Raw genomic sequence first — 15,164 nt, 5'->3', positions numbered from 1 at the left:
CGCGCCAGCATGTGCGCTGCCGTGCATGTCCGACAGGCCATTGACGTGGGAAAGATGAAGCCTCCGAACGCGGGTCATACCATGCTGTTTGCACTGACCGTGCCGTGCGCGCCTTGTGTGGTGTGTGGCGGGCGTATCGGGGCGTTGGGATGCAGGATGTCCGGGGCAGGGGGCCGCTGAAGATGCGTATTGTCACGGCTTTGGGCGGGGCCGCCCTGCCCGGTGCGCGCCACGACCTGAGCGCGGAGGATCAGCGGGCCAAACTGGTCTGTGCCGCCAAGGGCGTGGCCAGGATTGCCTTGGAACATCAGGTGGTTGTGGCCCATGGCGCGGGGCCGCAGCCCGGTGTGCTGGCGCTGCAGACCCATGCGCGCGGTGAGACCTTTCCAGGCGATGTGCTGGCCGCACAGACCGAGGCTGTCACCGGCTATATGCTGGAGCAGGAATTGGGCAATTGGCTGCCCTTCGACACGCCGATTGCGACCCTTGTGCCGATGATCGAGGTGGATCTGGACGACCCGGCCTTTGACGATCCGACCTATTGTGTCGGCCCCGTCTATGACCGGGCGGAGGCGGAGCGGATCGTGGCCCGGACCGGGTGGGAGATGCGTGCCGACGGGGCAGGGTGGCGCCGTGCCGTTGCCGCCCCGCGCCCGCGTCGCATTTTTCAGAAGCGCCCGCTGCAGTGGTTGGTCGAGCAGGGCACGCTGGTCCTGTGTGCGGGCGGCGGGGGCGTGCCGACCGTCTACAACGATACGGGCGATCTGGAGGCGGTTGAGGCGGTTGTGGACCGTGACTTTGCCGCCGAATTGCTGGCGCGCGAGGTGGGGGCCGATCTGTTCATTGCCGCGACTGATGTCGAGGCCGTGTGTCTGGACTGGGGCACCGCTGATCAGCGTGCAGTCAAGTTGGCGTCGCCCGATGCGCTGGAACGGCATGGCTTTGCGGAGGGGTCGATGGGCACCAAGGTCGCTGCCGCCTGTCAGTTCGTGCGCGCCACCGGCAAGACGGCCGCTATCGGCGCGGTGTCTGACCTGAGCGCGATGGTGGCGGGGCAGCGCGGCACGGTGATTTCGCCGGACGAGACCGGGATCACCTTTCACGAGGCGGCCCCCTTGCGCGGCGCGGCGCCGGCCCCGGAGATGCGCCATGGTACGTGAGCTGATCCGCTATTCGCAGGTGCTGGAGATCGTGGGCGACACGCTGAAGGTCCATGTGCCGGAGCAGGCGGGGGTGGACAGCGTGGTGCGCTATGGCGACCTGGCGGTGGTCAAGAGTGTTGATGGGGCATCTTCGCTCGCTCAGGTCATTCGGATCGAGCGCGATGTCGTGAGCCTGCAGGTGTTTTCGGGGACCAAAGGGATTTCGACGGGCGCGACGGCCACGTTTCTGGGCCATCCGATGCAGGTGCCGTATTCCGGCAACATTTTGGGCCGCGTCTTTGACGGGGCAGGGGCGCCGGTGGACGGCGGGCCTGATCTGGGCGGTGAGCCGCGGTACGACATTGGCGGGCCGTCGGTGAACCCGGCGGAGCGCGTTGTGCCAAAGCGGATGATCCGCACGGACGTGCCGATGATTGATGTGTTCAACAGCCTCGTTGAGAGTCAGAAGATCCCGATCTTTTCGGTGTCGGGCGAGCCCTACAACCCGTTTCTGGCGCGCATCGGCATTCAGGCGGATGCGGATGTTGTCGTGTTTGGCGGCATGGGCCTGATCTTTGACGATTTTCATACCTTCCGGCAGTCGTTCGAGGATGCGGGGGTGTTTTCGCGCACGGTCATGTTCGTCAATCAGGCGTCGGACCCGCTGGTGGAGCGGTTGCTGGTGCCTGATCTGGCGCTGGCCGTGGCCGAGAAGTTCGCGGTGGAGGAGGGCAAGCGGGTGCTGGTCCTGCTGACCGACATGACCGCCTATGCCGATGCGATGAAGGAAGTGGGCATCAGCCAAGAGCGGGTGCCATCGCAGCGCGGCTATATGGGCGACCTCTATAGCGAGTTGGCGCGGCGGTACGAGAAGGCGTGCGACTATGCCAAGGGCGGGTCCGTCACCATTCTGGCCGTCACCACCATGCCCGGCAATGATGTGACCCATCCGGTGCCTGACAACACTGGGTATATCACCGAGGGGCAGTTTTACCTGCATTCCGGTGTGATTGATCCGTTCGGCAGCCTGTCGCGCCTCAAGCAGAATGTGGTGGGCAAGACCACGCGCGAGGATCACGGGCAGATCATGAACACGATGATCCGGTTTTACTCCGAGGCGCGGGATGCGGCGCAGAAGCAGGCGATGGCGTTCGAGCTGTCGGAGTATGACCATCAGGTGCTGAAGTTTGGCGATCTGTTCCGGGCGCGGTTCATGGACATCAACGTGTCGATCCCGCTGGAGGAGGCGCTGGACCTGTGCTGGCAGACGCTGGCCGAGTGCTTTGAGCCTGCGCAGTTGCTGATGAAGCAACCGTTGATCGACAAGTATTTCCCCAAGGGGTCGCATGGCGCGGTTGCAGCTGAATAAGTCCTCGCTGGCCCGCGAGGCGGCGCAGCTGCGGTCGTTTGAACGGTTTTTGCCGTCGCTGGACCTGAAGCGGCAGCAGTTGATGGCGGAGCGGGCGAAGGCCGTGGCCGAGGTGGCGGCCTTGCAGGCGGAGGTGGACCGGCTGGCCGCACAGGTGGGCCGTGATGTGCCGATGCTGAGCAATCGCGACATTGATCTGGGCGGGTTGGTGGAGCTGACCGATTATCATCTGGGCGAGGAAAACGTGGTGGGCACGCGCCTGCCTGTGCTCGACCGGATCGAGGTGACGGTGCGGCCCTATTCCAAGATGGTGCTGCCCCATTGGGTCGATCACGTGGCGCATCTGCTGCATGACATGCTGACGGCGCGGCTGCGCGTGCAGGTGGCGCGGCAGCGGGTGGAGGTGCTCGACAAGGCGGTGCAGACCGTGACCCAGCGGCTGAACCTGTTTGACAAGGTGCTGATCCCCAACGCGCGGGCCAATATCAAGAAGATCCGGATTTATCTGGGTGATCAACAGACCAGTGCAGTGACGCGGTCGAAGCTGGCCAAGCGCAAGCGGGGGGCGGCATGAGCATTGCGCCTGTGCAGAAGCTGAGCCTTGTGGGGCCGGTTGAGGCGCAGGATGTGGCGCTGACGCGGCTACAGGAGTTGGGCGCGATGCACTTGCTGCCGATGTGCCCGGTTGAGAGCCGCGTGGAGAAGCGGGTGAGCCGGGAGGCGGAGGATGCCTATAAGGCGTTGCGCTTTCTGGCTGTGGTGCCGGGGCCGCGGCGGCAGGTGCGGAGTGATCCGGAGTTCGATGTTCAGGCCTTTGTCGCCGATGCGCTGGCGTTGAAGGATCGGTTGCGCGCGGCGCGGGACCGGCGGGATGCGCTTGCCAATCGGTTGGCGCATATGCAGCCCTGGGGGGATTTTGAATTTCCCCCGCTGGAGAGCCTGGCCGGGCAGCGGCTGTGGTTCTGGCAATTGCCGGTGAAGCATCGCGCCGCACTGCAATCGGTGGCGTTGCCGTGGCAGATCGTGGGGCAGGATACGCGGCATCTGTTTGTGGTCGTTCTGAGCCCCGACGAGCCGCCCGTTGATCTGCTGCCTGTGCCGCGGGTGCATCTGGGGTCGAAGCCGGGGCGGGTGCTGGAGGCTGATCTGGAAGCCGCCGAGATCGAGATTGAGACGCTGCTGGGCGAGCGGATGGCGATGACGCGCTATCTGACGCTGTTGCGGGCCAACCTGTCGGAGGCGGAGACGCTGGCCGAGCGTGCCTATGCCGACACGCAGACGCTGCGCGATCCGGATCTGTTTGCCGTGCAGGGCTGGGTGCCTGAGGCGCGGGTGCCTGAGGTGGAGCGGACCTGTGTCGATCTGGGGCTGGCCGTGTTGATTGAGGCGCCTGCGTGGGACGAGGTTCCGCCGACGCTGCTTGAGCAACCGGATGAGGCGGGGGCGGGCGTGGATCTGGCGAATTTCTATCAGGTGCCGAACTACCGCGCTTGGGATCCGACACGGATGCTGATGCTGTCCTTTGCCATGTTCTTTGCCATGATCGTGGCGGATGCGGGGTACGGCGCGATGGTGGCTGTGGGTGTGCTGCTGTTCTGGCAGCGGCTGGGGGCCACGGCCGCGCTGCGGGCATGGCGGCGGATGGGGCTGTATCTGGCGGGGGCCACGGTGGCCTTTGGCGTGATCGTGGGCAGCTATTTCGGATTTGGCCCGCCTGGGCGTGGGGTGCTCGCGGGCTTTGCGGTCCTCGACCTGAACGACTTTGACACGATGATGATGCTGTCGATCCTGATCGGTGTGCTGCACATCTGTTTTGCCAATGCGATGGCCTTTGTCGCGAAAGCGACGCGCAGCCGGTTTGGAAATCTGGGGTGGATTGCGCTGCTTGTCGGTGGGTCGGTGCTGTGGATTGGCGGGCTGGAGGGGACGCCGCGCACTGTCGGTGGCGCGCTGATGGTGCTGGGGCTGGTTCTGGTCATGTGGTTTGCCAGTGATCGGCCCGTGACCAAGCGCGGTGATTGGCTGTGGCGCGGGTTTGACGGGCTGAAGGGGGTCGCGGAGCTGATGGGCCTCTTTGGCGATGTGCTGTCCTATATGCGGCTCTTTGCGCTTGGGCTGGCGTCTGCGTCGCTGGCCATCACCTTCAACGGGCTTGCGGCGGATGTGATGGCGTCGGGCTCGGGTCTGGGCCTGCTGGGCGGGCTGCTGATTTTCATCATCGGCCATGTGTTGAACTTTGCGCTGGCCATGATGAGCGGGGTGGTCCACGGCCTGCGGCTCAATTTCATCGAGTTTTACAAATGGGGGCTGCCCGAGGAGGGCGTCCCCTTCCGGGCCTTTGCCCGCAAGGAGGTTCAGGAATGACGGAATTGGTGATTGCATTGGGCTGGCTGGGCATTTTCGCCCCTATGGCCTTGGGGGCCGTGGCCAGTTCCATCGGCTGTTCGATTGCGGGGCAGGCGAGCATTGGGGCCATGCTGGAGACCGAGGGCGGCTATGGCCGGTTCGTGGGCATCTCGGCCTTTCCGTCGACCTTTGTGATTTATGGCATCGTTATCATGTTCACGCTGAACCGCGAGGTGACGCTGGAGAATGCCGGGGGCCTGTTTGGTGTGGGGCTGCTGGCGGGGATTGCGCTGCTTTACTGCGGGATCTGGCAGGGCCGCGCCTGTGCCGCGGCGATCAATGCGTCGAAGGAGAAGCCGCAGATCTTCGGTCTGGCCTTGGCCCCTGCGGCGATCATTGAAGGGTTTGGCGTTTTTGCCTTTGTCTTTGCCCTGGTCATCAGCGCGGGGATTGCGTGATGGCGGTGGAGCAGGAGACGGCGAAGGGGGTCGATGCGCTGATCGCGCGGTTGCGCCATGACGGTGTGGCCGCTGGCACGGCAGAGGCCGAGCGGCTGGTGGCCGATGCTCAGACTGAGGCCGCGCGGATCGTGAGTGAGGCGGAGGAAGCTGCCGAGAAGACCCGGGTTGAGGCGAAGCGGGCCGCCGAACGTTATGCGCGGGCGGGGGAGGAGGCGCTGAATACGGCGATGCGCGATGCGGTGCTGACCATGAAATCGACCCTGATGGCGCAGTTTGAACAGGATGTGCAACGCATGGTGAGTGTCGAGATGTCTGACCCCGAGATGCTGCGCCAGATGGTGCTGGAGCTTGTGGGCCGCGCAGGTGAGGCCGCGTCGGTGGGAGAGGGGGCCAGTGTGATCCTGCCTGCCGAGGTGGTGGGCCCTGAGGCCATCACCGCCAATGCCGATGACATCCAGTCGGGGGCCTTGACCCAGTATGTGCTTGGGCTGGCGCAGGAGCAGTTGAAGGAGGGTGTGACGCTTTATGCGGCGAGTGATTTGCATGGCGGTATTCGGGCGCAGGCTGGCGAGGACGGCGTGGCGCTGGATCTGTCGGATCAGGCCATTGCCGCGCTGCTGATGCAGCATTTGCAGCCGCGCTTTCGCGCCGTGTTGGAAGGGGTGATCAAGTAGTTATGTCGGACCCCGATGCCTATGTCGCCTTGGTCGCCAGCCTGCCGAGTTCGGAGCGGTTGTTTGTGGCCAAGCGCCCGCCCTTGTCGCGGTTGCGGCTGGAGCGGAGGTTGTCGGCGTTGAGCGAGGGTGATGCGCGGACATTGGCGGGGATCGAGGGGCTGCTCAGTTGGTCGGCCTATGACCGTGGCTCGGACCTGCGCACGCTGGTGGGGCGGGCCAAGGTGCTGATGGCGGACCTGCCGCAACGCACCCTGCGGCGGATCGTGGATGAGCGGATGGAATTGCGCACGGCCGTGGCTGCCCTGCGGATGCGGCAGGGTGGGGCGGGGGCGCCGGAGGGGGACTGGGGCTATGGCGTCTGGACCTCTCAGATCGCGGCGAACTGGCGGGAGCCTGCTTTTGGTCTCGATCGGTCGATGCCGTGGTTGCGGCGGGCCGGGCAGCTGCTGGAGGCGGGCGATCCGCTGGGGCTGCAGCGGCATTTGCTGGATGTCACCTTTCGCCAGTTGCAGCGCCATGCGGGGCGGCATCATTTCGATTTCGAAGCGGTGGTGATCTACGTGCTGAAGTGGAACATCTTTGACCGCTGGGCCAAGGCGGACAGCGTGGCCGCCGCGCAGCGCTTTACCGAGTTGTCGGAGGAGGCGTTGAAGAACTTTCCCCATTTGCAGATGGAAGGAGCGGGCGCATGAATGTTGCTGCCGTCAAGCATGAGCCGGAAGCAGACGCGGCCACCGCCCGCGTCGTTGCCGTGCAGGAAGGGTTGGTACGGATCGAGGCGATGGATCAGCCCGACGGGTCGCCGGGCGCGTTGGTCAAGAACGAGATGGTATTCATTCTGCCCAGCCTTCTGGCTGCGGGCGGGCGGCAGGAGCGGTTGAAGGCAGAGATCTTGCGGGTGCGGGGCAATACCGCTGACGCGCAGGTTTATGAGAGTACGCAGGGCGTGGCGGTGGGTGATCCGGTCATCCAGAGCGGGCAGCTTTTGTCTGTCGCTTTGGGGCCGGGCCTCTTGGGCCAGGTCTATGACGGGTTGCAGGCGCCGTTGAAGCAGGTGGCAAATGCTTATGGCATCTTTCTGCCGCGCGGGGCGGATGTGGACCCGCTGGACCGGGCCGCGAAGTGGTCCTTTACCCCCAAGGTGAAGGTCGGGGACAAGGCGCGCGCCGGTGAGACCATCGGCACGGTGCCGGAAGGCCGGTTTACGCACAAGATCATGCTGCCGTTCAACTGGACTGGCAGCTTTACCGTGAACTGGGTGCAGAAGGGGGCCGTGACCGTCAATGACCCGGTGGCGCGCCTGACTTCGGACGGGGGAGAGGAGCATGTGATCCCCCTGTCGCAGCGCTGGCCGGTGCGGCGGCCGATGGCTGGGGATCTGCTGAAATCTGGTGCCGTGCAGCGGAAATATCCCGACACGCCGGTGCTGACCTCGCAACGGTTGATAGACACGTTCTTTCCCATCGCGCGGGGTGGGACGGCGTGTATTCCCGGCCCCTTTGGCGCGGGCAAGACGGTGTTGCAGAACCTGATTGCGCGGAATGCGCAGGTGGATGTGGTGATTGTCGTCGCTTGCGGTGAGCGGGCAGGGGAGGTGGTGGAGACCATCACCGAATACCCTGAGATGACCGACCCGACCTCGGGCGGGAGCCTGATGGATCGGACGATTATCATCTGCAACACATCGTCCATGCCCGTGGCGGCGCGGGAGGCGTCGATTTTTACGGGCATCACGCTGGGTGAGTATTACCGGCAGATGGGCCTCGATGTGCTGTTGATTGCCGACAGCACCTCCCGCTGGGCGCAGGCGATGCGCGAAACAAGCGGACGGTTGGAGGAGATCCCCGGCGAGGAGGGGTATCCCGCCTACCTCGAAAGCGCGATCAAGGGGCTGTATGAGCGGGCCGGGGTGATGACTGGCGTCGATGGGGCCACGGGCAGCCTGACCATGATCGGGACGGTGTCGCCCGCGGGCGGGAATTTTGACGAGCCGGTGACGCAGGCGACCTTGTCGACGGTGAAGTGCTTTCTGGGGCTGTCATCCGAGCGCGCCTACAAGCGGTTCTATCCTGCGGTGGATCCGCTGCTGTCGTGGTCGCGGTATCTGGAGCAGATGTCGGAGTGGTACGATCTGCATATCGAGCCCGGTTGGACGGGCAAGGTGAAGGCGATGCAAGCGCTGCTGGAACGCGGTGAGCAGATCAGCCAGATGATGAAGGTCACGGGCGAGGAAGGCGTGACGCTGGCGGATTACGTCACCTTCCAGAAGGCGCTGTTTGTCGACATGATCTATCTGCAGCAGGATGCGTTTGACGATGTGGACAGTTGCGCGCCGTTGGAGCGACAGCAGCGCGTGTTCGGGTTGATGCAGCGGGTTGTGGATGCGCCGATGGCGCTGGAGGACAAGGGCGCGATCCGGGCGTGGTTCACTGAGGTGACGGGGCTGTTCAAGAATTTTCACTATGCCGCGGATCGTACGCCGGAGTTGAAGGCGCTGCTGGGGCAGATTGAGGACCGGATTGCTGCGCTTTGATGTGGGGCTGTATTTTACATAATTAGTCCTATACGTCAGCCGTGCTGACCTAGAACCCCTGATACAGCATGTCGAGCGCTGCGGTGATGTCGTCCTTGTGTTCGGCGAGGCTCGATACGGGGGTTTTGAGTTCCGAGACCGGCACGGCGGCGACGAACTGGGTGGCGAGGATTTGGTCCTTGTCCGCGATGCGGACGACCGGGTTCAGGCGCTTTGCGGGCTTCAGCGTGGTGCCGAGGGGCACGAGCGGGATCACGACGCGGGTGTTCAGCGGGTCCAGAAGGTCGGATTGCACATCGACGACGAGCGTGCCGTCGGGCTGGATGTCGTAGACGTCGAATTGCCCCATCAGAACTGGCGGAAGCGTGACAGCGGGAGGCCGTTCTGGTCGACATGGGCGTTTGAGCTGGCCAGCGCCGCTGCGTTTTCCTGCTGCCAGAGCCGCGTCTGCGCGCGCTGCACCTCGGCCCGTATCCCCTGCTCTGCCGCACGTGACAGGTTCACGTCCAGCGCGCGGGCTTCGGACAGAAGCGCGTTGTCGAGCGACAGGTTGGTCGGTTTGCGGCGGTTTTGCGTGTTCATGGGCGGCTCCTGTGATGTGAAGGTAGGCGCAAAGTACGTACGCATCAAGCATGCGCATGTTGTGTGTGGATTGCAGGTGCCGGGTGCGCACTGGCGGGGCTTTGCCGAAAGTGGCGCGGGAACGGCCGCCCGACCCTGAACGCACGGAAAAAGAGCGTCCTACAGGCGGATTTTGGCGGCACCCTGCCCTGTTTCGGCAGCTTCGCGCCGGATCGCCGGGGCAAAATTGATGGCGGATCACACGCCTCTATACACTCTGCAACAGTTGATCCCCTGAAACCCAGTATGTGAGCGTGGTTAGGCCCCAGAATGAGATTTTTTGATCGGACATCCGGAAGAGTATCGGCAAATCAACGCACGGCGGCCCGCAGCGCCGTCGCACAACCGTCCCGGCGCGCGGTGCTGGCGGGGTCGGCGGCGTTCCTGACCATCGGTCTGTGGAACAGTGCGCGGTCGGGTGCGGCGGCGGCAGATGGACCGATGACGTTCGAGCGGCTGGTGGAGAAGGCGCGTACCGCGGCCACTCAACCGTTCGAGCCGGTCGAGATCCCCGCGCCGGACCTGATCGAGCGGGTCAATTACAGCGCCCACTGGCAGATCCAGTTCCGTCCCGACGCGACGCTTTATGTGGGTCGCAACAAGGCGCCGGTGCAGCTGTTTCATCCGGGTCGGTTCTTTCCCGAGCCGGTCAAGATCTATATCCGGGACGAGGCGGGCACGGCGCATGAGGTGCCTTTCGTCCGCGACTTCTTTTCCATGCCCGAGGACAACCCGGCCTTTGATCTGCCCGAGGGCTATGGCTTTGCCGGCTTCCGCGTCATGCGTCCGGGGCTCGAGCCGGACTGGATTTCGTTTCTGGGCGCCTCTTACTTCCGGACCGATGGGCCGGAGGCGCAATACGGGCTGTCGACGCGGGGTATTGCGGTCAACACAGGGCTGGACGTGCCCGAGGAATTCCCGCGCTTCACCGCCTTCTGGCTTGGCCCGCCCGAGAAGGAGGACGAGGAGCTGTCGATCTGGGCGGAGCTGGACGGCCCGTCGATCACCGGTGCCTACCGTTTTGGTGTGGTGCGCAATGCGGCCTATGGCGGGCATCTGACCCGCATCTCGGCTCATCTGTTCCTGCGTGAGGATGTGCAGCGTCTGGGTGTGGCCCCGCTGACCAGCATGTACTGGTATTCCGAGCGTGACCGCGCGGGCGGCGATGACTGGCGCCCCGAAATCCACGACAGCGATGGCTTGGCGCTGGCCACCGGCAATGGTGAGCGGATCTGGCGTCCGCTGAGCAATCCCGAACGCGTCAGCACGTCGAGTTTCATGGATCAGAACCCCAAGGGATTTGGTCTGATCCAGCGTGACCGCAAGTTCGAGCATTATCAGGACGATGGCGTGTTCTACAACCGCCGCCCCTCGGCCTGGGTGAAGCCTGTGGGCGATTGGGGAGCAGGCCAGGTGCAGCTGTTCCTGATCCCCACGACTGACGAGACTTTTGACAACGTGGTGGCCTATTGGGTGCCGGAGGGGCCGACCCAGAAGGGTGCGGAGTTCCGGTTCGATTATGACATCGAGTGGCGCGCGCGGGATCCGCAGCCCGATGGTGTCGCCTGGGTCGTGGCAACGCGGCAGGGCGAGGGCGGTGTGCCCGGCGATCCGCTGCCCGAAGGGGTGGACAAGATGGTTGTCGATTTCGAGGGTCCTTCGCTGACGGGGCTGGATCGTGACAGTGGTGTCGAGCCGGTGATCGACGCGCTGAATGGCCGGATCGTGGAGCCCATCGACGCCTATCCCATCGTGGGCACCGAGCGGTGGCGCCTGATGTTTGATTTCGTCCAGACTGGCCCGGAGCCCGTGAGCCTGCGCGCCTTTCTGAAGCACCGGGACCGTGCGTTGACCGAGACGTGGCTGATGGATGCGGAGGTCGAGCCGGGCAAGCAGGGCTGAGCGCCCTGCCCGTCAGCTGCTTTGCGGGCCGGTGGGTCGGGTGACGGCCTCCGGCACCGGACGGCGTTCGTAGAGGATCCATAAGTTGGTGCTGCGCGTCTGCTCGAAATACCGTTCGAGATAGGGGCCGTAGATTTGCCGCATCTTCTGGGTGGTCCCCTCGGCCACGGGCTGTTTTGGGATCATGACCACGTCGACGCCGCCCAGCATCTCTTCGGCGGGCAAGTGGACCTGCATGTCGAAATTGCGGTTGTCGTGCATCCAGGCGTTGCCGCCGTCTTGGGGCGGTAGGCCCGCGAGTGACGCGAAGGGGCTGACGAAGTCCATCACCAGCACGCGCGCATCGGGCTTTTCCAACGAGGCAATGAGGGCCGCACCGCTGCCGAGGCTTTGACCGTAGCGGCGGTAGAAGTCGTATTGGCCTCGGTTGAAGATGTTGACGATGCGGATGTCCGTGCCGTTCGGCGTTTCGAGCGCGAAGCCTGCGCGGATGCTGGCCATGTAAGCGTGGATGCCGACCGCTGCTGCGGATGACAGCGCGATGGGCAGGAGCAGGACGCTGATGGCAAGGGGGGCGCCTTGGACGAGGCTTTTCATCGTGATGGAGGCATTCGGTCGTTTGTGCCGCATCATGATCTCTGCCGCGACGGCGCCGCCGACCAGCATGGTGATGATCCCGATGTGCTGGAAGTTCTGGTTGATCAGAGCAAAGCCCGCGGTGCCGCAGAGCAGGTAGAACAGGATGTCGGTGATGTGCGGGCGATGCCAGAGCGCGAGGCCTGCGATAAGGGCGAAGACGATGTATTCGCCGGATACCCGCATGAAGGAGCGCACGTAGATGTAGGATTCGATGACGCCGCTGACCTTGGTTGCTTCGATCAGGTCGGCGATGTGCATGCGCGTGCCGCCCCAGATCGCCTCGACCAGCAGGCCGATGGCGATGCAGAGCCCGATGGCCCCAGCCGCCCAACCGCGCTGCGCGCGTTGCAGCAGCAGGATGGCGAGGAAGCTGAGGGCGACGACGCCGTAGGTCATCTTGGTATAGAAGAGCAGCATGGTCAGGATGGCTGCCGATCCGGCGTCGAGCCACCCCTGCCCGCGTACGGGTTGTGATGGTTGCAGGTGCAGCACCAGCAGCACGCCCAGAAGCGCCCAGCCGATGCGGTTGTAGAACATGGCGAAAGAGATCTTGGCCGGGATCTCGCCCGGGTTCATGGGGGTGGCGAGCAAGAGCACGAGGAAGATGGCAAGTGGTACGCCGATCAGGGGGCGCAGCCTTGTGCCGAAGACGTGGACGATAATGGGTGCCGTCACCAGCATAAGCGCCGCCATGCCCACGGGCATTGCCATGCCGAGCCGGTCGGTCAGCCAGTAGCCCAAGCCGGGCAGGTAGAAGTTTAGGGGGCCGAGTGCTGTGTGGAAGTCGCGGTTGGGCACCTGCCCTTCGACCACGCGGTAGGCGCCGTCGAGGAAGATCAGGATGTCGTTGAAATACATGGACGAGGCGGTGACCCCGGGCGCCACCAAGAGGGCAGCGCAGATGAGCGTGGTGGCCCATGTGGCGAGGGTGATGGGAGAGCTGCTTAATCGTGACATGCCGGGCACCTCACAGGCTGAGCTTTTTGAACAGGGCTTCGGGGATGGCGCGGATGATGAACATGACGAGCCGCCACGCGCGCAGGACATAGACGACGTCGGAGGGTCGGGTTTCGAGGGCTGCGATGCGGTCGGCGACCGCCTCGGGCTCTGCCGTGAGCGGGCCGATCAGGTCCATGTCGGCGGTCATGCTGGTGTTGACGAAGCCGGGTTTGACGGTTGCGATGTGGACGTCGGTTTTGCCCAGCCGGTTGCGCAGGCCCGACAGGTAAGCGCTGAACCCGGCCTTGGCCGCGCCGTAGACGTAGTTCGATGCCCGCCCCCGGTCGCCCGCGACCGAGCTGACGCCGACGATCAGGCCGTGCCCGCGTGCAGCGAAGCGGGCCGCGGCCATTTCAAGGAACAGCGCGGGCCCTTCGAAATTGGTGCGCATGACGGTGGTGGCGTGGTCCGCGTCTTCCTGTGCGCGGGTCTGGTCGCCAAGCATGCCGACGACGCAGACCACCGTGTCTGGCAGCGCGTCGAGGCCGTCGAGGAACGGCTCGAAGCTGCCGGTGTCGAGGATGTCGAGGTGCTGGACCGCCACCTGATGCGCGCCGGTGCGGGTGCGGATGTCGTCGGCGTTGCGCCCGGCCCCTTCGGTGTCGCGTGCGGCGAGGGTGACCTGCCACCCCCGTGCGGCATAGGTGGACGCGACCGCCCGCCCGATGTCAGAGGTGCCGCCCACCACAAGCAGGCTTTTCGGCGAATTGTGCCGATCCGTGTCCGTCATAGTCCAAGTCTTTCCGATAGTTTTGAGGCCATGCGGCCCGTTGCGCCAATCTCGTCTCGGAGCGTTTTGAATCGGTCGAGATTGGGGTAGCCCGCTGCGAAGGTCGCGGGCGATTGGGTGGCATCCTTGGCGAGATACAGGCGGCCGCCTGCGTCGACGACAAGTGCGTCGATCTCGGCCAGCAGCGGTTTCAGTTTTTCGCTGAACGGGATGTCGAGGGCGAGCGTCAGCCCCTCCATCGGGAAGGACATGAGGCCTGATCCCGGTGCGAGCCGTTTGAGGACGGCGAGGAAGGACCCTGCCCCGTGGCGGGAGATCCGTTCGAGGATGCCCGCGACGACGCTTTCAGCTTTGGCCTCGGGGATGACGCATTGGTGTTGGACAAAACCGCGCCGCCCGTAGATGCGGTTCCAATGCGCGATGCCGTCGAGCGGGAAGAAGTAGCTGTCCCATGGGACGGTGGTGGTCTGCCCGGCCTTGCGCGCGCCGTTTCGGTAGTAGAGTTCATTGAAGGCGCGGACGGTCATGCCGTTCAGAAGCCAGCCGGGCATGTCCATGGGCACGGCGAGGCGGCCATTGGTGGAGGGCGGAAAGCGCACGTCGCCCCATGGCAGGTCGTCGGCTGTGGCGTGTGCCCCTTCGAGGATCAGGGAGCGGCCAAGGGACGCGCCGCGGGCCAGAACGTCGATCCAGGCGACGGTGTAGGTGGCGTTGGCGGTTTGGCTGAGGAGTTGCACCGCCTCGCCCAGACTGGCGGCGACGTGGGTGGTTTGGCGGATCCAGCCGGTTTCGACTTGTTTGAGCCGGAAGCCTGCGGACAGGATCGTGCCGGTGAGGCCCATGCCGCCGATGGTTGCCTTGAAGAGGTCCGCGTTTTCCTGGGGGCCGCACCGCATGACCCGCCCGTCGGGCAGCGCGAGCATCAGCCATGCCACATGGTCGCCGAAGGTGCCGTGGATATGCTGGTTCTTGCCATGCACGTCCGAGGCGATCATGCCGCCGACAGTGACAAAGCGCGTGCCGGGGACAGCGCAGGGGAAGTAGCCCTGCGGCAGGAAAGTGTCGATGATGTCGGCGAGGGGCACGCCCGCCTCGACCGCCAGGATGCCTGTTTTGGGGTCAAAGGACTGCATCCGGTTTAATCCGGTGGCGTCAATCGTATTGTCCCGCCCGATGGCTGCGTCTCCGTAGGATCGGCCGAGGCCGCGGGCAATCACGCCGGGTAGCGTCGCTGTGGCAGTGGCCGCAGGACCAGTGTCCCGTGCCATGCCAAGTGGCCCGGACAGGCGGGGATACCGGCCCCAACCGCTGAGATCCTTCATACCGTGGCCTCGCGGAACACGTGGCGACGGTCGAGCCAGAATTTCAGGACGTAGCCGATGCTGAGGCCGATGACGGCGCCGAGATACTTGGCAAAGTCCGTCTGCCAGATGGCGTAGAAGCCCAGTTCGAATGACCAGAAGATGATCGTGGTCGCCACGCTGAACAGGCCCGAGAGGGTGATGCGCTGCGCCTCGCCGCGGGGAGACGTATAGGCCTCGCGGAAGGTCCATGTTTTGTCGATGACGTACTTCATGAAGAAGCCGACAAGCGTGCCAACGACGATGGACACCATCAGGTGTGCCGTGGGCAGGCTTTGCACCGTCGCCTCTTGCGCGATCAGGTTGGCCAGCACGGACAGGACGGCGGTGACCGCGTAGCGCGCAATCGGGTGGCCTTGGGACAGGGACTTGAACATGAGGTGG

The 15,164-nt window shown here is 64.6% G+C and carries 15 protein-coding genes; 9 read left to right on the top strand and 6 right to left on the bottom strand.

Annotated features, from left to right (window positions below; all coding sequences use genetic code 11):
* The first annotated feature begins 182 nt into the window (after positions 1 to 182).
* From FD715_RS21460 to FD715_RS21425, 8 genes are read left to right on the top strand one after another with little or no spacing between them, the layout of a single operon-like run.
* Positions 183 to 1,160, top strand: a complete 978-nt coding sequence (locus FD715_RS21460; protein WP_147115030.1) for a carbamate kinase — start codon at positions 183 to 185, stop codon at positions 1,158 to 1,160.
* Positions 1,150 to 2,511, top strand: a complete 1,362-nt coding sequence (locus tag FD715_RS21455) for a V-type ATP synthase subunit B (RefSeq protein ID WP_147115027.1) — start codon at positions 1,150 to 1,152, stop codon at positions 2,509 to 2,511. The genes FD715_RS21460 and FD715_RS21455 overlap by 11 nt, the downstream gene beginning before the upstream one ends.
* Complete coding sequence (locus FD715_RS21450) at positions 2,489 to 3,085, top strand: V-type ATP synthase subunit D (protein WP_147115024.1); 597 nt, start codon at positions 2,489 to 2,491, stop codon at positions 3,083 to 3,085. Before FD715_RS21455 ends, FD715_RS21450 begins: the two co-directional genes overlap by 23 nt.
* Positions 3,082 to 4,875 carry a V-type ATP synthase subunit I gene (locus FD715_RS21445; protein WP_147115021.1) on the top strand — a complete coding sequence of 598 codons (1,794 nt, stop codon included), beginning with the start codon at positions 3,082 to 3,084 and terminating at the stop codon, positions 4,873 to 4,875. Before FD715_RS21450 ends, FD715_RS21445 begins: the two co-directional genes overlap by 4 nt.
* Entirely contained in the window at positions 4,872 to 5,315 is a 444-nt protein-coding gene (locus FD715_RS21440; RefSeq protein WP_147115018.1) for an ATP synthase subunit C, read from the top strand. The genes FD715_RS21445 and FD715_RS21440 overlap by 4 nt, the downstream gene beginning before the upstream one ends.
* A complete protein-coding gene (locus FD715_RS21435; RefSeq protein WP_147115015.1) occupies positions 5,315 to 5,992 on the top strand; it encodes a hypothetical protein in 678 nt (225 codons plus the stop codon). Before FD715_RS21440 ends, FD715_RS21435 begins: the two co-directional genes overlap by 1 nt.
* Positions 5,993 to 5,994: 2 nt before the next feature.
* Positions 5,995 to 6,687 (top strand): hypothetical protein, encoded by a 693-nt coding sequence (locus tag FD715_RS21430; RefSeq protein WP_147115012.1) that lies wholly within the window; start codon positions 5,995 to 5,997, stop codon positions 6,685 to 6,687.
* Complete coding sequence (locus FD715_RS21425) at positions 6,684 to 8,528, top strand: V-type ATP synthase subunit A (protein WP_147115009.1); 1,845 nt, start codon at positions 6,684 to 6,686, stop codon at positions 8,526 to 8,528. Before FD715_RS21430 ends, FD715_RS21425 begins: the two co-directional genes overlap by 4 nt.
* Before the next feature lie 49 nt (positions 8,529 to 8,577).
* Here the strand turns inward: FD715_RS21425 and FD715_RS21420 are convergent, their stop codons facing one another.
* Both FD715_RS21420 and FD715_RS21415 read right to left on the bottom strand, forming a co-directional pair.
* Positions 8,578 to 8,877, bottom strand: a complete 300-nt coding sequence (locus FD715_RS21420) for a CcdB family protein (protein ID WP_147115006.1) — start codon at positions 8,875 to 8,877, stop codon at positions 8,578 to 8,580.
* Positions 8,877 to 9,110, bottom strand: coding sequence for a type II toxin-antitoxin system CcdA family antitoxin (locus FD715_RS21415; protein WP_147115004.1), 234 nt, complete (start codon positions 9,108 to 9,110; stop codon positions 8,877 to 8,879). The genes FD715_RS21420 and FD715_RS21415 overlap by 1 nt, the downstream gene beginning before the upstream one ends.
* Before the next feature lie 309 nt (positions 9,111 to 9,419).
* Between FD715_RS21415 and FD715_RS21410 the strand changes: the two genes are divergently transcribed.
* Positions 9,420 to 11,051 (top strand): glucan biosynthesis protein, encoded by a 1,632-nt coding sequence (locus FD715_RS21410; RefSeq protein ID WP_147115002.1) that lies wholly within the window; start codon positions 9,420 to 9,422, stop codon positions 11,049 to 11,051.
* A gap of 12 nt (positions 11,052 to 11,063) precedes the next feature.
* Here the strand turns inward: FD715_RS21410 and FD715_RS21405 are convergent, their stop codons facing one another.
* The 4 genes from FD715_RS21405 to FD715_RS21390 are packed head-to-tail and all read right to left on the bottom strand — an operon-like array spanning position 11,064 to position 15,157.
* Complete coding sequence (locus tag FD715_RS21405; RefSeq protein ID WP_147114999.1) at positions 11,064 to 12,647, bottom strand: hypothetical protein; 1,584 nt, start codon at positions 12,645 to 12,647, stop codon at positions 11,064 to 11,066.
* 10 nt (positions 12,648 to 12,657) lie between these two features.
* Positions 12,658 to 13,419 (bottom strand): SDR family oxidoreductase, encoded by a 762-nt coding sequence (locus tag FD715_RS21400; RefSeq protein ID WP_147114996.1) that lies wholly within the window; start codon positions 13,417 to 13,419, stop codon positions 12,658 to 12,660.
* Complete coding sequence (locus FD715_RS21395; protein ID WP_147114993.1) at positions 13,416 to 14,741, bottom strand: FAD-binding oxidoreductase; 1,326 nt, start codon at positions 14,739 to 14,741, stop codon at positions 13,416 to 13,418. The genes FD715_RS21400 and FD715_RS21395 overlap by 4 nt, the downstream gene beginning before the upstream one ends.
* Entirely contained in the window at positions 14,738 to 15,157 is a 420-nt protein-coding gene (locus FD715_RS21390; RefSeq protein ID WP_147114990.1) for a GtrA family protein, read from the bottom strand. Before FD715_RS21390 ends, FD715_RS21395 begins: the two co-directional genes overlap by 4 nt.
* Between the last annotated feature and the right edge of the window lie 7 nt (positions 15,158 to 15,164).

Origin of the sequence: Tateyamaria sp. syn59 (genome assembly GCF_007995245.1) — a bacterium.
GTDB lineage: Bacteria > Pseudomonadota > Alphaproteobacteria > Rhodobacterales > Rhodobacteraceae > Tateyamaria.
The sequence above is the reverse complement of the archived record's forward strand: the minus strand, read 5'-3'. Positions and strand labels throughout refer to the sequence as shown.